Origin of the sequence: Myroides gitamensis, from assembly GCF_029894455.1 — a bacterium.
Classification (GTDB): Bacteria; Bacteroidota; Bacteroidia; order Flavobacteriales; family Flavobacteriaceae; genus Flavobacterium; species Flavobacterium odoratum.
Window position 1 is genome coordinate 3,717,309 of record NZ_JARYHN010000001.1, and the last position, 23,362, is coordinate 3,740,670.

Here is a 23,362-nt window from a genome sequence, read left to right on the forward strand (position 1 = left end):
GACATGAGAGTGGTTATTTTAGGTGGAGGAGAAAGTGGCGTTGGAACAGCCTTATTGGCTATTGAAAAAGGATATGACGCTTTCGTTTCAGATTATGGAATCATCCAAGAAAAATATAAAGAAGTTCTTATACATCATCATATCGATTGGGAAGAACAACAACATACAGAAGCGAAGATATTAAATGCAGATGTAGTTGTAAAAAGCCCTGGAATTCCAGATAAAGCGCCAATCGTAAAAAAAATTGTAGCAGAAGGAATTAAAGTAATTTCTGAAATAGAATTTGCTTATCCTTTTAATGACGCGTTGTCGGTTGCTATTACAGGAAGTAATGGAAAGACGACAACTACGATGTTAACATATCATGTTTTACACCGTGGCGGATTAAACGTCGGCTTAGGTGGAAATATTGGTCAAAGTTATGCGGAGCAAGTGAAGGTGGATCCTGCAAAATGTTATGTTTTGGAGTTAAGTAGTTTTCAATTAGATGGTATCGAAACCTACAGACCCCATATTGCAGTAATCACTAATATTAGTCCAGATCATTTAGATCGATACGACTATAAATATGAGAATTATATCGCTTCAAAGTTTCGAATTACGATGAATCAGACCGAAGAGGATTACCTGATTTATGATTATGACGATGTAGAGATTCAGAAATGGTTGAGCGAACATGAGGTAAAAGCACATAAATTACCTTTTTCTATTAAACATAAACTAGAAGAAGGGGCTTATGTGGAAGACGATAAAATTATAGTGAATATGAGTGATGAAAAATTTGTATTACCTATTAAGGAAGTGGCTCTCGAGGGGATGCACAACTTAAAAAATGTTATGGCAGCAACAACAATAGCACAGTTAAAGCGAATTCGAAAAAATGTAATACGTGAAAGTTTGTCAGATTTTCAAGGAGTTGAACATCGTTTAGAAAAAGTACTGAAATTAGAAAACGTTCAATATATTAACGATTCGAAAGCAACCAATGTCAACGCTACTTTCTTCGCTTTAGAAAGCATGAAAACACCAACGGTTTGGATTGTTGGAGGTGTAGACAAAGGGAATGACTACGATGAGTTGATGCCTTTAGTACGTGAAAAGGTAAAAGCAATTGTTTGTTTGGGTATTGATAACCAAAAAATAAAAGCGGCATATGAAAAGGTTGTAGATGATTTAGTAGAAGTACAATCAATGCATGATGCAGTTGTTCAGGCAAAAGCTTTAGCTGAAGGCGGAGATACTGTTTTACTATCACCAGCTTGTGCAAGTTTCGATTTGTTTACCAGCTATGAAGATAGAGGAAGACAGTTCAAGGAGGAAGTAATGAAATTATAACAATAGATAAATTAGAGGTAGATGATGAAAAAATTACTTTCATTATTACACGGAGATAAAATTATATGGGCATTAGCAATTTTATTGGCCATGCTTTCTTTTTTACCAGTTTATAGTGCAAGTACGAATCTAGTTTATACCATCGGAACGGGAAAGGCAACGACTGATTACTTGTTTCGACATTTCGTTCATTTATTTATTGGAATTTGCATCATGTGGTATTTTCACAAAAGAGACTATGCGCTCTTTCGGAAGATCGCCATTATTGGTATGCCCATTATTGCATTGATCTTGTTGTACACCTTGTTGAAAGGAAATACAATTGGAGGAGCCAATGCAAGTAGATGGTTGAAGATTCCCCTATTAGGGCAGTTTCAGCCTTCTTCTACCGCAGCAATTATCTTGTTGATGTATGTGGCGCAATACCTCACCGGCATTAAAGATGAAGTCGTGTCTTTTAAAACATCCTTTTGGCAATTATGGGTTCCCGTATTAGTTATCATAGGATTGATTTTACCAGCCAACTTCTCTACAGCTGCTTTGATCTTTTGTATGGTCTGTGTATTGGTGTTTATCGGAAAATATCCTTTTAAATACTTGCTGTCCATCATCGGAATCGGCGCTTGTGGAATGCTGATGTTTGTGTTAGTGGCCAAAGCTTTTCCAGGGGCATTTCCCAATCGTGTGGATACTTGGATTAGTCGTATTGACCGCTTTACCGGACCGGATGATGGAACACGTGATTTGTATCAAGTGGAAAATGCAAAGATGGCTATCGCTAATGGTGGCTTATTCGGGGTGGGACCTGGTAAAAGTGTATTGAAAAACTTTTTACCTCAGTCGTCTTCGGATTTTATCTATGCCATCATTGTGGAAGAATGGGGATTATTCGGTGGGTTAACCATCTTGGGAATTTACCTTTTGCTGTTTTATCGCTTTTTAATTGCGGTACATAAAGCACCTACGCTCTTTGGAAAATTATTAGTCGCCGGATTGGGATTCTATCTCATCTTTCAGGCATTAATTAATATGGGCGTAGCCGTTTCGCTTTTACCTACAACAGGACAAGCTTTACCGCTAGTCAGTAGTGGAGGAACCGCTATTTGGATGACGTGTTTTGCTATTGCCGTAATCTTGAGTGTAACCAAGAAAGAAGCAGAAATACAAGCCGAAGAACAAAAGAAAAAAGAAGAGGAAGCATTGGAACAAGAAATGCTACATGATTTACATATCGAACGATTAGAAAAAAATACTTTAGAAGAATAAAAGCAAATGGAACGTAAACCAAAGTTTATTGTAAGTGGAGGAGGAACAGGAGGGCATATCTTTCCTGCATTGGCAATTGCCGATGAATTGAAAGCGAGATTTCCTGAAGCTGATATTCTTTTTGTAGGGGCAGAAGGAAAAATGGAAATGCAACGTGTGCCTGAAGCAGGATATCCTATCGAAGGATTGTGGATTTCTGGTATTCAACGCAAACTGACACTAGACAATTTGATGTTTCCTTTTAAGCTGTTAAGTAGCTTAAAGAAATCAAGAAAGATTGTCAAGCAATTTCAACCGGATGTTGTTATTGGAACAGGAGGATTTGCTAGTGGAGCTGTGGTAAAAGTAGCTGCTGGAAAAGGAATCCCAACACTGGTACAAGAGCAAAATTCGTTTCCAGGTATTACAAATAAGCTCCTAGGTAAAGAAGTAGATAAAATATGTGTGGCGTACGATGGATTGGAACAATTCTTCCCGAAGCACAAAATAATAAAAACAGGTAATCCTGTTCGTCAAGGATTACTTGATGTAGCATCAAAAAGAGAAGAAGCTACGGCCTATTTTGGATTGGATCAATCAAAAAATACGCTGTTGGTTTTAGGAGGAAGTTTAGGTGCACGTAGAATTAATCAATTGATCGAAGAACAACTGCCATTATTTAAAGAAATGGGTATACAGTTGATTTGGCAATGTGGGAAGTTCTACTATGAGGAGTATAAGCAGTATGAATCTGCAGAAGTAAAAGTTCGCGCGTTTTTAGACCGCATGGATTTAGCGTATGCAGCCGCAGATAGCATTATTTCTCGTGCAGGGGCTTCATCGGTATCGGAGCTTGCATTGGTTGGAAAAGCAGTGATTTTTATTCCATCACCAAATGTAGCAGAAGATCATCAAACCAAAAATGCGAGAAGCATCGTCGAACAAGATGCCGCACTTTTGATTAAAGAAAGCGAGTTAGCTGAAACGTTTGTCACAACGTTCAAAGACTTGTTTAACAATAAAGCAAAACAAATGGAGCTGGGACAAAATTTTAGAAAATTAGCTTTGCCCCAAGCAACAAAAGATATAGTAGATCAGATCGTAGAATTAATGAAGAAGTAAGAAATGGATATGAATAGCATTAAGAGCGTATATTTTATAGGAATAGGAGGCATCGGTATGAGTGCTTTAGCTCGTTATTTTAAGTTCATTGGAAAAGAAGTTGCAGGATACGATAAAGTATCTACGCAATTAACACAAGAATTAGAAGCCGCAGGAATTGAGATTCACTATGAAGATAATGTAGACTTAATTCGCGCAAATTATAAAGATGTAGCTTCAACGTTAGTTGTAGTTACGCCTGCAGTTCCACAAGAACATTCAGAATGGAATTATTTCAAATCAAATCAATTTGAAATCAAGAAACGTTCAGAAGTATTGGGAATTATTACCAAAGACACCTACTGTTTTGCAGTAGCTGGTACACATGGTAAAACGACGACAACAAGTATCTTAGGACATTTGTTATTTCAAGCAGGATTAGATGTTACCGCGTTTGTAGGGGGAGTAGTCGAAAACTACCAAACCAATTTAATCGGAAGTGGTAAAACAATTACAGTAGTAGAGGCAGATGAGTTTGATCGTTCTTTTTTGCGTTTGTTCCCCAATGTAGCCTGTATCACTTCAACAGAAGCAGATCATTTGGATATATTTGGAACGGCAGAAGAAATGTTGGTTGCTTTTAAAGATTTTGCTCAACGTTTACCAGAAGCAAATAAATTATTTGTTACAGAAGTGGTAGACTTAGCTGGAATCCAAGTTGGATTCGGATCGGATTGTAGCTATCAAGCGAAAAATATAAAAGTAGTAAACGGATGGTATGTGTTTGATATCGTAACACCGAAGGAAACGATTCACGATGTTTCTTTTGGTTTACCAGGAAGACACAATTTGTCTAATGCACTAATGGCTTTTGCAATGGCAAGTGACTATGGAGTAGATACACAAAAATTGGTCGAAGGGTTGAAAAGCTTCCGCGGTGTACGCCGAAGATTCTCGTATAAAATTAGACGAGAAGATTTAATTTACATTGATGATTATGCCCATCATCCAACAGAGATCAAAGCTGCAAGTCAGGCCGTTCACGAAATGCACGGAGATAAAAAGATTGTAGCTGTGTTTCAACCACACTTGTACAGTAGAACAAGAGATTTTATGGATGAATTTGCAACCGCTTTATCTACATTTGACAATGTGATATTGTTGGATATTTACCCTGCACGTGAATTGCCAATCGAGGGAGTTACCTCAGCAAAATTGTTAGCGCAATTAACGTCAAAAGAAAAGCAATTAGTGGCTAAAGAGGAATTAATTACACATTTAAAAGCATCAGATGCTGAAATCATCCTGACGATTGGAGCAGGTGATATTGGAGAAATGGTGCAAGACATAAAAATAGCTTTAGAAGGAAAATAAAAAAAAAATGAAAAAATTGTTGAAGAAAATAAAATGGTCAGATTTGCGCATTTTGATGATGCTAGGAGTCTTATTGTTTTTATATTCTTTTAGCAATGACCGAAGCACACACCGAAATTTAAAAGGAGTAGATATTATTTTTAAAGGAGAAGAAACACATTTTGTAACTTCTAGTGATGTAAAAGATATTGTAACGAATAAAAGTGGTAACATTATAGCTCAAGACCGAACAACAGTCGATTTAAATACGTTAGAAAAAGGGGTATTACAAAATAAACTGATTAAAGAAGCGGAGGTATATGTAACCATTGATGGGGTTTTAAAAGTTGAAGTCAATCAAAAAAAAGCGATTGGACGTGTGGTGGGAGAAGTAGAATCGTACTATTTGGATGAAAACGGAAGTCGAATGCCTTTATCTGATAATTATGCAGAACGCGTAGTTCTAGTTGAAGGAAACATTAAGAATGAAGCACAAGGCGAATTAAAGCGCATGTTGGACGTGATTAATGGCGATGAATTTTTAAAACAAGAAATCACAGGAATTAGTATTCAACCTGATGAAGTGATTTATTTGAAAAGTCGAGTAAATAAGTTCCAAATTTTGTTTGGAAGTTTCAATGAAATGGAACGAAAACTTATGAATTACAAAGCTTTTATGCAGTATGCAATGAATGAGAATATAGATATAGATAGTTATAAAAAAATCAATCTGAAATTTACCCAACAAGTGGTGTGTTCAAAATAAAAATTGAGTATGGAAAAAGAAAATATAGCTGTTGGTTTAGACATTGGGACAACGAAGATTGTTGCAATGATTGGTAAAAAAAATGAATACGGGAAGCTCGAAATCTTAGGTTTAGGAAAAGCAAAGAGTTTGGGTGTGAAAAGAGGAGTGGTGAATAATATTACACAAACCATTCAATCGATTCAACATGCGGTGGCTGATGCAGAAACTCAAGCAGGTTATAAGATTAAAAATGTTGTAGTGGGTATTGCTGGTCAACACATCAGAAGTATTCAACACAGTGATTATATTAGTCGTCCAAATCCTGATGAGGTAATTGGAGATAAAGATATTGAACAGTTGATTAATCAGGTGCAGAAATTGAGTATGTTACCAGGAGAAGAGATTATTCATGTTTTACCACAAGAATTTAAAATAGATGGAGAACCGGGAATTAAAGAACCGGTAGGAATGTATGGTAGTCGATTAGAAGCTACGTTTCACGTAGTTGTTGGTCAGGCAGCTTTGATTAAGAACGCAGGACGTTGTATCAAAGATGCGGGCCTTGAACTAGCGGGGATTACCTTAGAACCTTTAGCATCTGCAGAAGCAGTACTGAGCCAAGAAGAGAAAGAAGCAGGAGTTGCTTTGATTGATATAGGTGGAGGTACAACGGATTTAGCTATTTTTAAAGATGGGATTATCCGCCATACTGCTGTAGTGCCTTTTGGAGGAAACGTAATTACAGAAGATATCAAAGAAGGGTGTTCGATTATTGAGCGTCAAGCAGAGATTCTAAAAGTAAAATTCGGTTCTGCATGGCCAGGAGAAAATAAGGACAATGAAATTGTCTCTATTCCAGGTTTACGAGGAAAAGAACCCAAAGAAATTTCTTTAAAAAATCTTTCGAAGATTATAAATGCTCGTGTAGAAGAAATTATTCAATTGGTTTTTTCAGAGATTAAGAGTTATGGATATGAAAATCCACAGAAAAAATTAATCGCAGGAATTGTTTTAACAGGAGGAGGTTCAGAACTCAAACACATTAAACAATTAGTCGAATATATTACAGGTATTGATACCCGTATTGGATATCCAAATGAGCATTTAGCTGGAGATTCAAGTTTAGAAGTTTCAAGTCCATTATATGCAACGGGAGTTGGATTGGTGATGGAAAGTGAAAAACACCGCAAAAGAGGTGCTGTTTCAGTAGAAGAGTTAAAAGCTGTTGAAACCAAAGTTGAATCAAAACCAGAAGAAAGAAAGGTCGTGTATCCTTCTGCTGTAGAAGAAGTGGTAAACACGCAAAAAGAGCCTGTTGAGCGCGTTATTCAACCTCGTGTTGAAACGGTCTCACAACCTAAGGAAGAACAAAAAGAAGGACAGCCAAGTACAAGTACAGCTGATCGCTTCGAAAGTAGTTTCATAGGGAACTTTTTTAGAAAAATTAAAGAATTTATTGAAAAGCAAGAATAATAAAACGATACGTATATGGAGAATACAGATTTCGGAGGAATAAAGTTTGATATGCCTAAGAACCAATCAAACGTTATCAAGGTAATTGGTGTAGGTGGCGGAGGTAGTAACGCGATCAATCACATGTTTAAGCAGGGAATTAAAGGCGTTGATTTCATCGTTTGTAATACGGATTCACAAGCCTTAGAGAATAGTTCAGTTCCTAATAAAATTCAGTTAGGGGTTAACCTAACGGAAGGACTAGGTGCGGGTGCAAACCCAGAAGTTGGACAACAATCTGCTTTAGAGAGTATAGAAGAAATTGAGAAAATGCTAGATACCAATACCAAGATGGTGTTCATCACTGCGGGTATGGGTGGAGGTACAGGGACAGGTGCTGCTCCTGTAATTGCACAACTATCAAAAGAAAGAGATATATTAACGGTTGGTATCGTGACGATTCCTTTCCAATTTGAAGGGAAAGTACGTCAAGAACAAGCGTTAAAAGGAGTTGATCGATTGAGAAAACAAGTGGATTCTCTAATCGTCATCAACAACAATAAATTACGTGAAGTATATGGAAACTTAGGCTTTAAGGCTGGCTTCTCCAAAGCAGATGAGGTATTATCAACTGCTGCCCGTGGTATCGCTGAAGTTATTACGCACCATTATACGCAAAATATTGACTTGAAAGATGCGAAAACAGTATTGTCTGATAGCGGTACCGCTATTATGGGATCTGGAACTGCATCAGGAGACAATAGAGCAAAAGATGCGATTATTGATGCGTTAGATTCTCCATTGCTTAATGATAATAAAATTTCAGGTGCTAAAAACGTATTGTTACTAATCGTTTCTGGAACAAATGAAATTACAATTGATGAAATTGGTGAAATCAATGATCACATCCAAACTGAAGCAGGTCATAATGCAAATATCATTATGGGGGTTGGTGAAGATGAATCATTAGGAGAAGCAATTTCAGTTACTATTATTGCTACGGGATTTAATTACGAGCAACAAAAAAGTATCGTAAATTCATCTGAACCAAAAGTGATAATTCACACGTTAGAAGAAGAGCAAAAGGTAGTGCGTGATTTAACGCAAACAGCTGCTGTATCTTCTTACGGATTTACTACACCTGATCAACCGTTGCGCGTTTCTACTCCAGAAACAAGCGAACTTTCAGTAGAAAAAGAAGAAGTAAACTACGAGATAGAGACAAGAAAAGTTTTTACGTTAGAGGATGATTACGAAGAAGGAGATGACGATGATGATTTCGGCGGGCCAACAGCTCCTACACAACCGGTAGGGGAAGTAGATGAGGTTGTGTTTGAAAGAAAATCAGTAGACGCTTCTAACTTAGATGTGTTCTTCGAAATTGTAACGCCAAAAGCAGAAGAAAGAACACAAGAGCACAACCAACAGGATCCGATGGCTTCAAAACAAAAAGACATCAGAGATATTCAAGTAATTGACCCTGAGTTTGTCATTGTTACGCCTAAGAAACAAGAAGTAGCTGCACCAATTGTGTACCATTTCGATGAAGAATTAGCTGAAATGGAAGTATCTGCTGCGGAAGTAGTAGGCCATGCAAATGATGCAATAGCTCAGTCTGCGGCAAAGAAAGAAGAAGTTATTCGCTTTTCTTTAGAAGACTACATGGATAAAGAAGAAGAGTTATCTTTAGCTAAACCAGTAGTGAATCACACCGAAGAAATTGCAGAGGAATTTAAATTTTCTGTACGTTCAGAAGGTGCTCCAGTTGTAAATAAAGTAGAGGTAGAAGCTTCTACAGAAGATTACGACGAGATGAATCCAACAGAAATGAGTATTGAAGAATTTACATTGAGAAGCAGAGCGGCAGAGCGAAGAAGAAAAATGAAAGACTTCAATTACAAATTCAATAATTCAACAGCTCATTATTCAGATTTAGAAAAAGAGCCTGCGTATAAACGCTTAGGAGTTGATTTGGAAGATGTAAATGACGAAAGTAATAAGTCTAGAATATCATTCGGTGTAGATGGGAATAATGATCCTAAATTGAGATCAAACAACTCATTTTTACACGATAATGTAGATTAAGAAAGAAACCTTTAGGTAATTACTTATAATTTAAAAAACAGCAGTAAACGTACGTTTACTGCTGTTTTTTTATACCGATGTTTTATCTTCTTTTTAAAAACGCTAGTTAAGGATAAAAATAAGAAGTAGCGGTGTTGCTTTTTGTATAGGATAGTATGTTAAATTCGTTACTGTATTCAAATATTTATTCGAATTGTTTAATAAACACCTTCTTTTATTTGAATGTGTTCTGTAATTTATTTTCACAACTACTTGGTTTACTATAAATTGTCGTCTCTTTTTTTAATATAAAATCGTGATGATGAAAAAAATATACCCTCTTTTATTTTGTGTATGGATTGCTTTTACTTCTTGTTCTCAGCTCAGTCCAACGCTTGTGAAATCCAAATATACCGCAGATGAAGTTCTACGGAAGTTGGAGTTTACACAACCTTACGCCGTTACCACAAGCACGCCTGTTACCTTTGGTGAGAAGATCGTGACGGGTGATTTTAAAGCTAGTGATTATAAGGATACTCCCTGGTCTGATGCGAAAAAGGGAAGGGAATTTGTGGTAGTAGAATATGCGGATCCTAAGCAAAAGACGGAATGAGGCTATCTGTACCAAGTGTACCTTTGGAAAGATCGAATCTTGCCTTTTTTTGTTAATCGAGGAGATGGTATGGGATTAAATCTACATTATCAGCAGGAATCACAACCGTATTATAGGGTTAATTATCCTAGGGATTTATATCGGTTTCGTTTTCCAACGTTAGTGGAGCCCAACCAAATATTGAATTTGACGTTTATGGAAAAAGAATGGATCGTACGCAAGGATAAAATAAAGATAAGTTCGTATGTATTCAATGCAGATGAAAGCAATGGCGTAGAATTAATTGCTAGAACAGAAGAACCTTGTAGAGGGAATATTCTGATTACGTATACTATTAAAGTCATTGCAGATGATGCTTGGATTGCTATTGATAAAACGATAAATAGTCATAAAATCAACTGTAGTGAGGCTGAGGTTAGACCCTGATACAACAAAAAAACTTCCCATTTGGAAAGCCTTTTTTAAGATTAGAAACTAACCGCTTTGAATTTTTTAACCTGAACTTCTTTCTCTTTTACTTTCAAGGTAAATGATACCTCTCTGGATTCACCTACTGCAGTACTGATTTTAACTGCATTTTCCACTACATCCACCTGATTCTGATGTTCTGGATATACAGTTAAGATATAATCTCCTTTAGGCAAATAAAAGGCGTATTTACCTTCATCTGATGTATAGGTAGTAAATACTTCTCCTTGGGTGTTTTGTGCTGTTATGCGTTGTCCTGCTAAGTTCTTGTTGATAGAGAATGAATTCGCTGTATATTCATAAGCAAGACTTCCTGTTACGGTAGTCGTTTGCCTTAAATAAATAATATGCGTCACATCTGAATTCAATTGAATTTTTTCAACCTGTGCAAACCAGTGTTTGTCATTTTGTGTTTGAATCGTATAGGTATTTGCAGGTAGTTTTTTGTATTCAATAGTGCCTTCATCGGTTGTAACAAACGCTTTGTTGTTGATAGTTACGATGCGATGGTTCGCCGGTGTTAAGGTTTGATCTTCATCTTGATAATATACGAGTACTTTTAAATTATAAGATTTCTCATAGAATTTATAAGGCATCAATTGTTTAATCAATCCCACTTGTACATAATTGGTTTGGTTACTAGAAGAATAACCCCCATAATTATTGTAATTCGTGATATAAACATCAAAGTCTTTCTTAAGCTTGTATTCGACACGGGTATTAAACTGCCAAAAATCACCACTTGTAGTCGTATGAGTATAGTAACTACTGAATTGAATGCCTAAGCGATTGTTGAAAAAACGCTGTCTATAGTTTCCCATAATCATTAAGTTAGTATAGGTATTCAGCGTTTGCACATCGTAATAAGAAGCATTAATAAGTTCGCTTAAGTTATTGTAATTGTATTGGTAACTCAACCCAAAATCAAAGTATTTATAGTTTAATCCCAGGTTGATTCGATAATGTAAGCGCTCTTGTAGTTCTGTTTCTGTTGTGTAATTCCCTAAATCAATAGACGCATTATACCCTAAGCCTTTTAAGAAGTTACTTTTCGTAAAGGCTGTATTGAGTCGAACTGCATATAAATCTTCCATAGCCGTAGTGTGGTAATTATAGCGTTTCTCATGGACATATTGAGGACTTACAGCAAGTGTACTTGTTGCGAATCGATACGAATAGCTGAGCCCCACCGTATTGGATTGTTGTTTTGCATTATAGGAATTAGTATAACTGTATTTTGGCGCATAATCAATAAAATGTTGAACGATTCCAACACTGTGTCGGTCAAAATTTCGTCGAACAGTCGTGGCTACTTGAGAAACCCCTTGACGCATACCTCCGTAATACGGGCTACTATAAAAACTGTTGTGTTGTACCTGATACTTATTGAAGTTGGCATATAAATTTAACCCGACAAAAAGCCCTAGTTGCTTGGATTCTGTTGCTTGTAGTAAAGAAGTCCCTTGATTTATATCCGCCTGAATAGTCGGTTTATTCCATAAAGTAAAGCTATTGTACGTTAGTATTTTCTTTTCATCATAGCGATGATTGACATCGTAATACAATTGTGCCTGTTTCCAGCGATTCTTTTGTGATTGGAATCCCACCCAAGTATTATAGCCAATAGAACGATCATTCGGGTCGGTAATCAGGTATGTTTTATCTAAATACCCCGCTTGAATATAGAGGGAATCACTCACTTTAATATTCGTTTGAATTCCGCGTCCTTGTTGAGAGAACTCACCCGATTGAAAGATATTACCCGCTTGTACTTGCGCTTTTTCTGTTTGAAAGTCAGCAAGGAAGTAGCGCAAATTCATTTTATTTTCTTTGTCCCAATGAATCAAATCAGCAGTTAACCCCAATTGCGTTTTCTCTGTAAATTGTAAGGTCGCTGAACCAATCAATTGTGTAGCCCCCAGTACGTTTTTTCCCATTACACGGTTTAATTCTACCGTATTGGACTGTGCTGCATAGGCAAGGTTTTGGTCTTCTGCTTTATAGCGACGTTTTGATTTTAAAGAACTAACAGCATAATTGGTACGAGCAATAAAATCGCCATTTTCATATAACAAAGTCGCGCTAATATCGAAATCCTCTAATTTAAAAGCCTCTTTGCTAATGCGTTGTTGAATGGAAAGTAAGGTGTCATTTTGTGGTTGAAGGGCAAAATCAAGGGCTAAGGTTTTATCTTTGTACAGTTGAGAAGGTAAGGTCAGAATGTAGTGAACTTTCTCTGTTGTATTTCCTTTATTTTGAATCAAAGCTTTCAAATAGATACTGTCTCCAATTTGTTGAAATTGGAGTTGATTTTCTACATTTAAAAGTAGAATGCGTCGATTCTTTTGAATTAAAATAGGCTGTTCTACCCAAGGAATAGAAGGACCAAAATCAGCGGTTAATTTAGCTTTGATGGATAAGTTTCCTTCCATTGCTGTACTTTGGTCTACTTGTGCAATAATGGGCACAAACATTTTTTGACCAGGATTTAATCGCACTACTTTTGTTGGCGAACTCGAAATGCGAATGGATTTGGCATTGCTTTCTATCCCTAGATTTCCTGTCCACGCAGATTGCCCCAAATTGGATAGTTCCAACGTAGCAGTAACATGACCTAGTTCATCGGCTTGGGAAGCAGTAGAGGTAAATTTTAAAAAAACAGATGCCCCCTGTGCCCACAACGAAGATGAACCAAGTAAAAAGAAAAAGAAGATAAAAAGCTTTTTAGCCATTAATTCGGAACAATTATAAAATAAAGATAGGTTTCATATCTTCCACTTGCTTGTTGTAGTTCTTTGGTATTGGGAGGAATACTCAATTCCAAATTGTAGGACATGGATTGACTCCATCTCGGAAAAGAAGCCAAGGCTTGTTCTTGAGCCGATAAGGAGAGTGGTCCAAATAAGGTAACCTCAGAAGCATTTCCGCCTTGAATATTGTTTAATGTGGCTTTTAGTTTTAAAACAGAAACAGGAATACTATTAGACATCGTTGTGTTGTATAGTAAATTATCAGCTGTTTTAACCAATACTTGGTGCCCTTGATAGCTTCGAACATATAAAGCATTGTTGATGGTAATTTTTTTACCCTTAACGATGTCTTCTGGAGAATCAAAATTAAAAATAAATTCATTGGCTCCATTGCGCAATTCAGCCACTTGATCCCCGTGATTTCCTACATAATTCACTTGGAATCGCGCAATTCCTGGTGAGGAAGTTCGACGAGTGAGTAAAACATCTTTCCCCGAAGTTGTATCATAGAGTGAAAACTCATAAGTACTGCGGTAGATGCCATTGGGAATGGTTAAAAGATGCACGCCTCCTCTTAGTGCTAGGTTAAAAGATAGGGTGTAATAGTTCCCTTCCGGAAGTGCTGTTGTACTTTCTACAATAGTGCTTTCTTGAAACTTACTCAAAGGCAAATCTCGTCCTATGCTGCTAAATGAAATTTGATTGAAATTACCACTTTGTCTATTGATGCTTAAGCTCGAATTTTCTGCTGGAACACTATAGTTTTCGAATGTATAATCATCGAGTAAACGAACTGTAATCTTCCATTTGGCAGGGGCAGTTACATTAAAATTTCTTCTAAATTGAACCGAAATTTGTCGTTCTTCCGACTTGCCAAATTTTAAATCGTTATAGGAGTTTAATACCAATTGCCCACCATCGTATACATTGAGGTCATATTGTGCATAAATAAAGGTATGCAAACAACAAGCAAGTGCTAAAAAAATTTTTTGTTTGAAACTCATAGGGTAAAATCAAGTTCGGCTACTTTTACAGTATTGTCTTTTCCATAAGTCAATTGTACTATAAAAGTGTAGGTGCCTGGTTTTAAATCTTGCGGCAAAGGAAAAGATTGTTTTCTCGAGTCATCAGGTAAGCTGTAAAAATCAAGCGTATTCAAGGCTTGTTTTTCTCCTGTTTGTTGATCAAATATTGTAGCTGTGATTTTTCCATCACTCCACAATAACCCATTATTTTGAAACGAAACATCAATTGCACGCTGGCCATCTGTCGTTTTATTTGGTTCTAAATTTGTAATCTCTACGGATTCTGTATTATTCTGATTGGCATGATATACTTTTAATCCCATGCGAACCGTTACTTTTATTGCAGCTCCATTTTCGTCTACTGCATTCCCCGGATTTAACTGCGTAAAGAAAATCATTGCTGTGTGTACTGGTGTGTCAGCATCTAATTGCTGTGGAACATTCAAAATTACCTCTACCTCTTTGATCTCATTTGGTTCAATTACAAAATAAGAATTAGGTAAAACCTGAATCCAAGAGGAAGCAGAATTACGCAAGGTATTAGCTTCCGCAATGTGATTACTTCCATTGGTATCATAATTCCAATCTCCTAAAGAAACTCCTACTTCAACTGCTTTATCATTGGGATTTGCAATACGTACCTTTTGTGTAGTAACCGTACCCGCCGTATTTCGAAAATACATTTTTCCAGGAGAGATGGATAATCCCGCTTGTGCAAATGAAACAATTGAACTCAAAAGAAAGACTAGATAAAATAATTTTCTCATTATAAAGCAATTAATTAATGGGGCAATAAAGTATAAACAATTGTAGTTTGATAACTTCCTGCTTTTTGATTTAATGTTTGACCAATATTTTGAACGGGTATTGTATAATTGACATCTATTTGTTGACTATTCCCTCTATTATTAGATTGAATAATAAGCTGTGGATTGATGGTCAGATCAACGGGATGTAGTTGTAACGGAAAATCCAAAGCCGTAGATGTGGTGATATTCGGTTTAATGCGAATGATGGATACGGGTAAACCAGAAAGCGAATTTTCATATTGGAAATACGCATTAATGGAACGTACCGATAATTCGTAAGGAGTGGAACATTGGATGATTAAGTGATTTTTAAGCATACCTGTTTCTACACCTTTAGCGTATTCAGCACCTTTGTTGAGGTTTATGTCAACAGAAGGATGACTAATTACCAACGACTGTTGTTCTCGAAAATTGAGCACAATTTTAGACTTAGCAGAACCAATTTGAGCTAAGATTGGAGAAGTGGTAAGTAACAAAGTTAAGATAAATAGAGTTTTTTTAAACACGTATATTGTTACAAAGATAAAATAGTATAGGTTATAACAGTACTATAAGTACCTACTGGTTTATTTAATAATTCATCAGAGGCATTCATTTTGTACGAAACATTAAAAGTTCGTTTCACATCCCCTGCATTCGATTGGATCATATTGCGTTCGCGCATAGAAAGCGAAACGGGAAGAAGCGTAATATTATCTCTAAAATCACCAATACCACCTAAGCTAGGGTTGAGTCCGATATGTTCTACTCGAATTTCATCGGCATCATGCATAAGAGGAGCTTGAGCAACTACGCGTATTTCATAGGTTCCACTACTCATCACTTCGATGTGATCTGCTTGATTGCTGATTTTTCCTTTGGTATAATCCTCAACCGTTTCAAAAGATAAATTAACGTGTTGTTGCTGATCGTTAATTTTAATCGATTGGATGGGTTTCAAAATAACATTAAGGTTACTTTGAGCTGAATTTTGCGCAGATAGAACAAAACTAAACAACAGGAATAAAGGGGCTAATATGTTTCGCATTGTATCAAATTATCTAGGTTAAATTTAGCAAAAAAAATCGAATTAATTAAGCAGATTTCTCTAAAATAAAGACCTTAAAGGTGAAATAGAAGCTAGACTTCTCAATTTTTTAGCACGACCTAAGCGATTTGTTTGAACACGTGTTGACCCAGTGAAAGGAGCAGACAAAAAAAATCTACTGTTGCAAAGATGTAGCAACAGTAGATAAAATTGGGGCGCTTTTTATATTATAATGCGTATAAATTGTAAGTCACTGTTGTAGTGTAAGTTCCTTCTTTTTTGTCTGTATAAGCAGAAGTTTGACTTGCTGGAATAGCATACTCAACTGCATATCCCATTTTTGCTGTACCTGCAGAAGTTGTAATTAAAGGTGTACTTTCTGTTGTTGCTAATTGCGCAATGTTGTGAGAGGCAGTGAAATTGTTTGGTGCTGCTCCTTCAGCTAAGTTGGTATTTCCTTTGATTCTTACTTCTACAGTGTTTACTGGAATAGTTACACCGCTGTTGTTTAAATCGCTACTTGCTACTACTTTGATTTCGTATTTTTGAGTAGCTGTTACTTCTAAGTGATTTTTTAATTCTCCAGAAGTACTTCCTTTTTGAAACTGCTCAACAGTATTCATCGGGATAGTTACAGATGCATTTGTTACGTTAAGTTCGTATACATCTGACAAATTAACGTTTAAGTTGGTAGTGCTTGAACTTTTTTTGTTGCCCTCTTGAGCAAATGATGTTACACTGATAAAAGATAAAGCGGCTACTAATGCTAATTTGAAGGTTGTTTTCATCGTTTTGTTATTTTTTTTTAAAGTGTTTTTTTTACTTGTTTTGATAGGACAAATGTATAGTAGGTTAGCTTCTAAATAAAGGTCTAATCTCACTAAAAAATTGTCATTTTTCTCTTAATTAGTGAATATTTACTTAAAAATACGGTTTGAAGTCGTGTTTTGAGAATTTAATTCGGTTTTGTTGTCGCGAATGGAAAGATTTTAGAAGTGTTGAAATGTGCTTTTCGATTTTAATTCGGAGGGTTGAGGGTTCGAGTCCTTCCGCGGACGTAAAAAAAGCACCAATGAAACTCATTGGTGCCTGTATAATTTTATAAAAGAGAATATACGTTATAAACTCTCGCGGTATTCTTTGGGACTCAGTCCTGTTGCTTTAATGAAAAAGCGTGTGAAATTACTTGAATCTTCAAAGTTTAACTCATACGCAATCTCTTTGATTGTCAAAGGAGTGTGCTTTAATAATAGCTTTACCTCATTTACTACGGAACTCGCAATAATCTTTTTAGGCGTTGTTCCATAAATATCCTTGCTAATTTCGGTAAGCTTTGAAACTGAAATATTCATGTGATCTGCATAAAACTGTACGTTGCGTTCTTTTCGAATATTGGTTTTAATCAGTTCATTAAACTTAATGACATTTTTAAGTTGAGCAGGAGATAACTTTTCCTTATTAAACTCTACATAGGTATTAATATGACAAGCCATGATGAAAAGTAAGACGCGCTCAATAATATTATGAGCAGTCATATAATTCAAATTGCTGTACGTTTTGCTTTGTAATTTCAGTAATGAAATAAAATAGTATTGCGCAAAAGCCGTTTGTTCCGGTTTCAGTGTAATGGAATTAATCGCTTTGGTATTGTCAAAAAAGACACATTTATCCAAAAAGTGACGATCTACTTCCGTGCGACAATAGAAGTTGTCCGTAAATTGGACATAACAGAGGGAATAGCTCTCGTCAGCGGTTAAGCGAAATAATTCATTTTTACCCAGAAATAAACAGTCGCCTTCTGTCAATTCTTTTTTGTTGGTAGACATGATCACGGAAACTTTTCCTTTTTGCAACCAAAGCAATTGATATACGTCGTTGTGCTGTTGAAAAAGATAATCATTTTCAGTCAGATAAGTGGCTGTGCCAGCATCAAATCCATAAATGGATTTTAGTTCAATAGAAGATAACATTATAAGAAGGGGTAAATAGTGTTTTCTAAAATATTTTATTGACTGTAAAAATAGAATTTTCTATGGAATATGAAGGGTTCTCGCTCTATTTTAACGTTTTACCGAGACTAAATAAAGTCAGCCGTTTTCTTTTTTTGATTTTTTTTGAGTAGGGAAGTACTATAAAGAAGAGGGAATTATTTCTTCAAAAAAGGAATAATTTAAATTTTTTTATAAAAGAAGAATGAATATGTGGGGAGAATAGAAAGTAAAAATAGCGAATTTGTCTTGTTTTCTCGGCTTTTTTATATCTTTGCAAAATCAAATAAATAAGATATGAGTTTACAAGCAAGTATTATGGATGCGATGAAAAGCGCCATGAAATCAAAAGATAGTATCGCTTTAGAAGCACTTAGAGCAGTTAAGGCAGAATTGTTATTAGCGCAAACTCAATCAGGTTCTAAAGAAGAAATCAGCGAAGAGGAAGAGATTAAGATTTTACAAAAATTAGTAAAACAACGCAAAGACAGTGCAGCTATTTTTGCTGAACAAGGAAGAGCGGATTTAGTAGAACCTGAATTAGCACAAGTAGCTGTTATCGAACAATTTTTACCAGCACAGTTGTCTAACGAAGAAGTAGAAGCAATTATTGCTAAAATTATCGCTGATGGAAATCATGCAGGTATGGCTGCTATGGGACAAGTAATGGGAATGGCATCGAAAGAATTAGCTGGTAAAGCTGATGGAAAGACAATTTCAACAATAGTAAAAACACTATTGACAAAATAAATTTTTTGGTTGGTCCGCGTAGTTCAATTGGATAGAATATCAGATTTCGGCTCTGAGGGTTGAGGGTTCGAGCCCTTCCGCGGACGCAATAAAAAAAGCACTTATGAATCTCATAAGTGCTTTTTTTTATGAAAAAAACGTTTTTTAAGCTATTTTTTCTAAAAAGTGATAAAAATCATGTTTTATGCATGCATAGCATCTTACTTTTGTTGTGTAATAAAATACAGCTATAAAGAGAAATTACGTTTCTGTTTATCTTTCTAGTAAACGATGTTTTAGTGTCTTGTTCAAGATGGTTTACAGAAGATAGGGAGAAATGCTATGAAAAAGAAAAAGATATTTTGTAGTTTGTGAGTTTGGCTACAGAATAGCATATTGTTGTTTGAAAAAAAGCACTAATCGCTAGTTAGTGCTTTTTTATTTTTATACCTATCTCTCGTATTTACAACAACCATGTAAATTGTTATACGCTTCATCTGTTGCTTTTACTGATTCTGTATCATGACCCGCTAAAGCAACTGCTTCTTGTACTTCTTTCCCTGTTGTTTTCTTTGGATTCAAATACACTGTTAACTGTTGATCTGCAATAGACCAATCTACAGAGCGTACGCCTTTAACGTCTAAAGCTGCTTTTTCAATGCGTTTTTTACACATCTCGCATAAACCTTTTACGCCAATTACTTGTTTTGGTTGTTCTTTTTCTTGTGCAACGATAGCTGCATTTGTAATTAGGAATAAACCTAGTGTTAAAAATATTTTTTTCATCTTATAAGAGTTTGAGTTAATTAAAGTTTAAGACGCAAGCCAGCATAATACATTGAGCCTGCAATAGGAGCATAGACCATAGAGGTATCAAAATCAGTATCGAAAGGATTACTAGCACTAACAATTGGATTGCGTTGCTTGTAGTTTCCAATATTCTCGCCACCGACATAAAATTCAAAACGAGGAGAGAATACTTTTGTAATTTGGAAGTTCATCAAAGAATACGGATTTGAAGCTGATTTCATTTGATTCGCAGTAGCATATTCTGCTGTAGAGGATATGCGTTGTTTGCCTAGCCAATTGTAAGTGAAATCAAATTTCCAATGTGCACCATTGTCTTGTTCGTTCGTTGTAAACTCTAAATTCGCAAAGAAACGATGTTTGGGTTGATAGGCTTTTTCAAATTTACCTGTCTTTTGATCTGTAGCAATATCGTAGTATTTGTAGGCAGAACGAAGATTTAAATTACGCGCTAAGTTGTAGTTGACCTCTAGCTGGAAGCTATTAGCATAGGATTTTCCATCTAAGTTGTAAAATAGTAACTGATGTGCGTCATAATCTGCATCTACCACAATTTGGTTTTCAAAATCTGTACGGTAGAAATCCAATGTTACATCCCCTTTACGACCAATTAAATGGAAGTTTTGAGTGAAACTTAACCCATAATTCCAGGCAATTTCAGGATCTAAATCATAGAATTTTTCCGTTGTTCCCTTCAATTTGGAAGTAGTGATTCGTTGCAAAGAAAATTTGGTTTTCCGCAAATACGTTTGCCAGGCGTTTTCCTCGACCTACTGAAGCACGTAAAACTCCATTTTCCCATGGATTATAGCGCAAATGCAAACGCGGTGTTGCAAATAGCCCCATGCGATTGTGATAATCTACACGCATACCGGCTACAACACTGAAGTCAGTGGTATTGTCATACGTATATTCGTAGAAAGCTCCTAAGGCATTATCTGTGCGGTTGAAATTTGCATCAATACCAGGAACAAATACTTGTTCAGTATATTGGTCTAATGTAAAACTAATTCCCGTAGTGAATTTGTGTAAGGTATTGTTGATAATAGAATTGAAAACAAGATTAGAGTATAAGCTATTCTGTTTGATATCATAGAGATTCAATCCAAAATAAGAATCTTGTTTGTGGTAGTTATACGCAACTTGTAATCCTGCGCTTTGGAAAGGTAAATCGGGAAATACATACCCTAGTTTGGTAGATAAATCGATCTTTTCAGTATTAATCTCTGATCCCCAAAGTACTGTAGAACCCTTGTTTTTCTTTTTGTCGAAATCCACTTGTCCTGCAACTTTATTATCTTTCATATAACGAGCCGTGATAAAACTTACCACCCCTTTCTCTGGGTTGATGTATTGCCAACGATTCATTACATTAATTTGTTCTCCTTTCGGCATGTCCAAGAAACCGTCATGGTTTTTGTCGTGGTCACCAGTTCTCAAGTTACCATGAATGAATAGCGAAGAACTCCATTTGTCATTTAAACGGTAATTTCCGTGTACGTTCGCTTCAAAACGTTCATCTGTTGAACCATATAGATTTAAGAAAAACGGACGATCCGTCGCGGGTTTGATTAATTCAGTATTCAATTGACCTGAAATACTTTCATATCCATTGATTACGGTTCCCGCTCCTTTCGTTACTTGGATACTCTCTACCCAAGTCCCTGGTGTAAAAGTCAGCCCGTAAATTTGCGAAGCTCCGCGTACTGAAGGAATGTTCTCCTCTGCAATCAAAATATAAGGACTAGTTAATCCTAGCATTTTAATTTGCTTAGTTCCAGTAATCGCATCTGTATAATTGACATCAATGGATGGATTTGTTTCAAAAGCTTCTGAAATATTACAACAAGCTGCTTTGAGTAATTCTCCACTATTCATGGTGAAACTATTCGTTGTTCCCTTAATTGAACGAGTGGTATTGCGTTGTTTCGTTTGGATGATTACTTCATCTAACGATTCTTCAGGTTGTAAAACAAGGTGATAAGTTTGTCCTACTTGTGGAGTAAGCGATTGAGTTTTATATCCAATATATGAAATGGTTAAGGACTCCTTTTCTACATAAGGCAAGGTGAATTTTCCTTGTGCATCTGTCGCTACACCAATAGATTGATTGGCATAAAAAACAGAAGCTCCAATGATTGGGGTATGAGTTTCATCTACGATTTGTCCAGTAATCGTTTGTTGTGCATATAGCGAAGTACCCACTGTCAATACAGCAAGGGTAACTAAATGTTTGATCATTTTTTACGTGTAATTGTTAATACAAAATAGAACTGTTCGACTTACAAAGGGAAGTCAAACGAAAATGTAGCAACAATAGATTACGCGTAAAGAACTAGACGACAATATAATTGATAGAGTGGAGGAGCATTTGCCTCCATGTAATAGGCCAGTGTTTCCTGTTTTTGTACAGGAAAATCTACTACATATTTAGAGCATTCGGTCCAGCTATAATCAGGAAGAATGAATTCGAAATGCGGAGTATAGACATGCTGAATGTTGTGGTCTGAAGGATTGGATTTAATCAATTCATCTTGACAACATTTTTTATCAGCAAATTTTTTGATGGGTTTTTCAACTGGAGCTTTTGTAGAACAACAGGCTTTTTCTTCTTGTTGTATTTCTTGCTCCATCTCCATTTCCATGGTACATCCCGTATCTTGATGGGTGTGCGTATAACGCAAGGGACTGTAATGTGCTTCGCCTTGACAGTAATGTACACTCATTGACCATCCTATGTTTGAAAATAGGAAAATCAACAGAAACCAAATACTGACAAGTTTTTTCTTTAGCATGGAGCAAAAATAAGAAAAAAAGCATTATTTCGGGAGGGCAAAAAGTTTTTTGTATAAATTATTGGAGAGAAAAAAGAAAAAATGCCTACAACAGAAATTGTACCTTTGGTAGACTAAAAAATAAAACATGCATACGTTATATACCACCCTTTTAGAAGAAGCTACACATATACTAACCAAAGAAGTTAGTGTGACAGAAAAACTACAGTCTATTTGTGATTTATTGGAGGAAAAAGTATCCCATTATGATTGGGTTGGATTTTATTTTGCCGATGCAGAAAAGCGCTTGTTGCATTTAGGACCTTATACAGGAGAGGCAACAGACCATACCGTTATTCCTTTTGGAAAGGGAATTTGCGGGCAAGTAGCAGAGAGCAACCAAACGTTTCTAGTTGATGATGTGAACGCACAAAGCAATTATATTGCTTGTAGTATGACTGTAAAGTCAGAAATCGTGGTTCCTTTATTTGTGGAAGGAAAGAACATCGGACAAATTGATATCGACTCCCATACGCTTCGTGCATTCACTCAAGAGGATCAACAATTCTTGGAAACACTGAATGAAAAGATTGCTTCTTTATATGTGTAATAGGGTGTTAGCGAGTAACTTATTATTTTTTTGAAAAAAAATATAGAACTGTGATGATGGTTTGAAAAATAAAAGTAACTTTGCAATTGAATTTTAGAGAACTAGAATTCGTACATAAAAATCATTAAAGAATATTGGCATGTATTTAACGAAAGAAAAAAAAGCTGAGATCTTCCAACAACACGGAGGTGTAGCTGCAAACACAGGATCTGCAGAAGGACAAATCGCTTTGTTCACTTACAGAATCTCTCACTTAACTGAGCACTTGAAAAGAAATCGTAAAGATTACAACACGGAGCGTTCATTAGTTCTTTTAGTAGGTAAAAGAAGAAGACTTCTTGACTACTTAAAGAAAACTGAGATTAACAGATATCGTGAGATCATTAAAGTATTGGGTATTAGAAAATAATCAATATAGGAAAGAGGTGCCTGCGCGCCTCTTTTTGTTTTTTTGCCTTTAGCAG

21 protein-coding genes, 1 tRNA gene and 1 pseudogene are annotated in these 23,362 nt (G+C 36.0%); 13 read left to right on the forward strand and 10 right to left on the reverse strand.

Annotated elements, in window-relative coordinates:
• The first annotated feature begins 3 nt into the window (after window positions 1–3).
• The 9 genes from murD to M2306_RS16540 all read left to right on the forward strand — a co-directional run bounded on the left by murD (window position 4) and on the right by M2306_RS16540 (window position 10,337).
• On the forward strand, window positions 4–1,335 hold the full coding sequence (murD, locus tag M2306_RS16500) for a UDP-N-acetylmuramoyl-L-alanine--D-glutamate ligase (RefSeq protein ID WP_115091806.1): 1,332 nt from the start codon (window positions 4–6) through the stop codon (window positions 1,333–1,335).
• A gap of 24 nt (window positions 1,336–1,359) precedes the next feature.
• On the forward strand, window positions 1,360–2,601 hold the full coding sequence (locus tag M2306_RS16505) for an FtsW/RodA/SpoVE family cell cycle protein (protein ID WP_236594206.1): 1,242 nt from the start codon (window positions 1,360–1,362) through the stop codon (window positions 2,599–2,601).
• A 6-nt stretch (window positions 2,602–2,607) separates the two neighbouring features.
• Complete coding sequence (gene murG, locus M2306_RS16510; protein ID WP_115091804.1) at window positions 2,608–3,702, forward strand: undecaprenyldiphospho-muramoylpentapeptide beta-N-acetylglucosaminyltransferase; 1,095 nt, start codon at window positions 2,608–2,610, stop codon at window positions 3,700–3,702.
• A 3-nt stretch (window positions 3,703–3,705) separates the two neighbouring features.
• The gene (gene murC, locus M2306_RS16515) at window positions 3,706–5,055 is read left to right on the forward strand and encodes a UDP-N-acetylmuramate--L-alanine ligase (RefSeq protein WP_259188925.1); all 1,350 of its coding nucleotides are present in this window, start codon (window positions 3,706–3,708) and stop codon (window positions 5,053–5,055) included.
• A gap of 7 nt (window positions 5,056–5,062) precedes the next feature.
• Window positions 5,063–5,800 carry a cell division protein FtsQ/DivIB gene (locus M2306_RS16520; RefSeq protein ID WP_115091802.1) on the forward strand — a complete coding sequence of 246 codons (738 nt, stop codon included), beginning with the start codon at window positions 5,063–5,065 and terminating at the stop codon, window positions 5,798–5,800.
• A gap of 9 nt (window positions 5,801–5,809) precedes the next feature.
• Window positions 5,810–7,255, forward strand: coding sequence for a cell division protein FtsA (gene ftsA / locus M2306_RS16525; RefSeq protein WP_259188922.1), 1,446 nt, complete (start codon window positions 5,810–5,812; stop codon window positions 7,253–7,255).
• Between the two features lie 15 nt (window positions 7,256–7,270).
• Entirely contained in the window at window positions 7,271–9,319 is a 2,049-nt protein-coding gene (ftsZ, locus tag M2306_RS16530) for a cell division protein FtsZ (protein ID WP_115091800.1), read from the forward strand.
• Window positions 9,320–9,620: 301 nt separating this feature from the next.
• Window positions 9,621–9,911, forward strand: coding sequence for a hypothetical protein (locus M2306_RS16535; protein WP_259188920.1), 291 nt, complete (start codon window positions 9,621–9,623; stop codon window positions 9,909–9,911).
• Between the two features lie 195 nt (window positions 9,912–10,106).
• The gene (locus tag M2306_RS16540) at window positions 10,107–10,337 is read left to right on the forward strand and encodes a hypothetical protein (RefSeq protein ID WP_259188919.1); all 231 of its coding nucleotides are present in this window, start codon (window positions 10,107–10,109) and stop codon (window positions 10,335–10,337) included.
• A gap of 41 nt (window positions 10,338–10,378) precedes the next feature.
• Here M2306_RS16540 and M2306_RS16545 read toward each other — a convergent pair whose 3' ends face one another.
• The 7 genes from M2306_RS16545 to M2306_RS16575 form a co-directional block, all read right to left on the reverse strand.
• Window positions 10,379–13,111 (reverse strand): hypothetical protein, encoded by a 2,733-nt coding sequence (locus M2306_RS16545; RefSeq protein ID WP_259188918.1) that lies wholly within the window; start codon window positions 13,109–13,111, stop codon window positions 10,379–10,381.
• A complete protein-coding gene (locus M2306_RS16550; RefSeq protein WP_115091798.1) occupies window positions 13,111–14,133 on the reverse strand; it encodes a hypothetical protein in 1,023 nt (340 codons plus the stop codon). Before M2306_RS16550 ends, M2306_RS16545 begins: the two co-directional genes overlap by 1 nt.
• Window positions 14,130–14,921 carry a fimbrial biogenesis chaperone gene (locus M2306_RS16555; RefSeq protein WP_259188916.1) on the reverse strand — a complete coding sequence of 264 codons (792 nt, stop codon included), beginning with the start codon at window positions 14,919–14,921 and terminating at the stop codon, window positions 14,130–14,132. The genes M2306_RS16550 and M2306_RS16555 overlap by 4 nt, the downstream gene beginning before the upstream one ends.
• A 14-nt stretch (window positions 14,922–14,935) precedes the next feature.
• Window positions 14,936–15,469 carry a hypothetical protein gene (locus tag M2306_RS16560; protein WP_259188915.1) on the reverse strand — a complete coding sequence of 178 codons (534 nt, stop codon included), beginning with the start codon at window positions 15,467–15,469 and terminating at the stop codon, window positions 14,936–14,938.
• Between the two features lie 8 nt (window positions 15,470–15,477).
• Window positions 15,478–15,990 (reverse strand): hypothetical protein, encoded by a 513-nt coding sequence (locus tag M2306_RS16565; protein WP_115091795.1) that lies wholly within the window; start codon window positions 15,988–15,990, stop codon window positions 15,478–15,480.
• A 227-nt stretch (window positions 15,991–16,217) separates the two neighbouring features.
• Window positions 16,218–16,778 carry a hypothetical protein gene (locus M2306_RS16570; RefSeq protein ID WP_115092781.1) on the reverse strand — a complete coding sequence of 187 codons (561 nt, stop codon included), beginning with the start codon at window positions 16,776–16,778 and terminating at the stop codon, window positions 16,218–16,220.
• 330 nt (window positions 16,779–17,108) lie between these two features.
• Complete coding sequence (locus M2306_RS16575) at window positions 17,109–17,960, reverse strand: helix-turn-helix domain-containing protein (protein ID WP_259188913.1); 852 nt, start codon at window positions 17,958–17,960, stop codon at window positions 17,109–17,111.
• 315 nt (window positions 17,961–18,275) lie between these two features.
• On the opposite strand from M2306_RS16575, the gene M2306_RS16580 reads away from it, so the two are divergent.
• Together M2306_RS16580 and M2306_RS16585 are read left to right on the forward strand one after the other, a co-directional pair.
• Entirely contained in the window at window positions 18,276–18,728 is a 453-nt protein-coding gene (locus M2306_RS16580; protein WP_002987665.1) for a GatB/YqeY domain-containing protein, read from the forward strand.
• Window positions 18,729–18,740: 12 nt separating this feature from the next.
• Window positions 18,741–18,814 (forward strand) — tRNA-Arg (locus M2306_RS16585).
• Window positions 18,815–19,157: 343 nt separating this feature from the next.
• On the opposite strand, the gene M2306_RS16590 is transcribed toward M2306_RS16585, so the two are convergent.
• The 3 genes and pseudogenes from M2306_RS16590 to M2306_RS16600 all read right to left on the reverse strand — a co-directional run bounded on the left by M2306_RS16590 (window position 19,158) and on the right by M2306_RS16600 (window position 22,309).
• On the reverse strand, window positions 19,158–19,493 hold the full coding sequence (locus M2306_RS16590; RefSeq protein ID WP_115091793.1) for a heavy-metal-associated domain-containing protein: 336 nt from the start codon (window positions 19,491–19,493) through the stop codon (window positions 19,158–19,160).
• A 20-nt stretch (window positions 19,494–19,513) separates the two neighbouring features.
• Window positions 19,514–21,755 (reverse strand): annotated as a pseudogene (locus M2306_RS16595) (TonB-dependent receptor plug domain-containing protein).
• 80 nt (window positions 21,756–21,835) lie between these two features.
• Window positions 21,836–22,309: an HYC_CC_PP family protein gene (locus M2306_RS16600; RefSeq protein WP_407940582.1), complete on the reverse strand. Its 474-nt coding sequence runs from the start codon at window positions 22,307–22,309 to the stop codon at window positions 21,836–21,838.
• A gap of 127 nt (window positions 22,310–22,436) precedes the next feature.
• Between M2306_RS16600 and M2306_RS16605 the strand changes: the two genes are divergently transcribed.
• Complete coding sequence (locus tag M2306_RS16605) at window positions 22,437–22,898, forward strand: XrtF-associated fRMsr-like GAF protein (RefSeq protein ID WP_115091790.1); 462 nt, start codon at window positions 22,437–22,439, stop codon at window positions 22,896–22,898.
• Between the two features lie 139 nt (window positions 22,899–23,037).
• Window positions 23,038–23,307: a 30S ribosomal protein S15 gene (gene rpsO / locus M2306_RS16610; RefSeq protein WP_002987657.1), complete on the forward strand. Its 270-nt coding sequence runs from the start codon at window positions 23,038–23,040 to the stop codon at window positions 23,305–23,307.
• Window positions 23,308–23,362: the final 55 nt, after the last annotated feature.

Excerpts from the sequence above, each read along its gene's own strand:
- murD (WP_115091806.1), top strand. The coding sequence starts at position 4 with ATGAGAGTGGTTATTTTAGGTGGAGGAGAAAGTGGCGTTGGAACAGCC.
- M2306_RS16505 (WP_236594206.1), top strand. The coding sequence starts at position 1,360 with ATGAAAAAATTACTTTCATTATTACACGGAGATAAAATTATATGGGCA.
- murG (WP_115091804.1), top strand. The coding sequence starts at position 2,608 with ATGGAACGTAAACCAAAGTTTATTGTAAGTGGAGGAGGAACAGGAGGG.
- murC (WP_259188925.1), top strand. The coding sequence starts at position 3,706 with ATGGATATGAATAGCATTAAGAGCGTATATTTTATAGGAATAGGAGGC.
- M2306_RS16520 (WP_115091802.1), top strand. The coding sequence starts at position 5,063 with ATGAAAAAATTGTTGAAGAAAATAAAATGGTCAGATTTGCGCATTTTG.
- ftsA (WP_259188922.1), top strand. The coding sequence starts at position 5,810 with ATGGAAAAAGAAAATATAGCTGTTGGTTTAGACATTGGGACAACGAAG.
- ftsZ (WP_115091800.1), top strand. The coding sequence starts at position 7,271 with ATGGAGAATACAGATTTCGGAGGAATAAAGTTTGATATGCCTAAGAAC.
- M2306_RS16535 (WP_259188920.1), top strand. The coding sequence starts at position 9,621 with ATGAAAAAAATATACCCTCTTTTATTTTGTGTATGGATTGCTTTTACT.
- M2306_RS16540 (WP_259188919.1), top strand. The coding sequence starts at position 10,107 with ATGGAAAAAGAATGGATCGTACGCAAGGATAAAATAAAGATAAGTTCG.
- M2306_RS16545 (WP_259188918.1), bottom strand. The coding sequence starts at position 13,111 with ATGGCTAAAAAGCTTTTTATCTTCTTTTTCTTTTTACTTGGTTCATCT.
- M2306_RS16550 (WP_115091798.1), bottom strand. The coding sequence starts at position 14,133 with ATGAGTTTCAAACAAAAAATTTTTTTAGCACTTGCTTGTTGTTTGCAT.
- M2306_RS16555 (WP_259188916.1), bottom strand. The coding sequence starts at position 14,921 with ATGAGAAAATTATTTTATCTAGTCTTTCTTTTGAGTTCAATTGTTTCA.
- M2306_RS16565 (WP_115091795.1), bottom strand. The coding sequence starts at position 15,990 with ATGCGAAACATATTAGCCCCTTTATTCCTGTTGTTTAGTTTTGTTCTA.
- M2306_RS16570 (WP_115092781.1), bottom strand. The coding sequence starts at position 16,778 with ATGAAAACAACCTTCAAATTAGCATTAGTAGCCGCTTTATCTTTTATC.
- M2306_RS16575 (WP_259188913.1), bottom strand. The coding sequence starts at position 17,960 with ATGTTATCTTCTATTGAACTAAAATCCATTTATGGATTTGATGCTGGC.
- M2306_RS16580 (WP_002987665.1), top strand. The coding sequence starts at position 18,276 with ATGAGTTTACAAGCAAGTATTATGGATGCGATGAAAAGCGCCATGAAA.
- M2306_RS16590 (WP_115091793.1), bottom strand. The coding sequence starts at position 19,493 with ATGAAAAAAATATTTTTAACACTAGGTTTATTCCTAATTACAAATGCA.
- M2306_RS16600 (WP_407940582.1), bottom strand. The coding sequence starts at position 22,309 with ATGCTAAAGAAAAAACTTGTCAGTATTTGGTTTCTGTTGATTTTCCTA.
- M2306_RS16605 (WP_115091790.1), top strand. The coding sequence starts at position 22,437 with ATGCATACGTTATATACCACCCTTTTAGAAGAAGCTACACATATACTA.
- rpsO (WP_002987657.1), top strand. The coding sequence starts at position 23,038 with ATGTATTTAACGAAAGAAAAAAAAGCTGAGATCTTCCAACAACACGGA.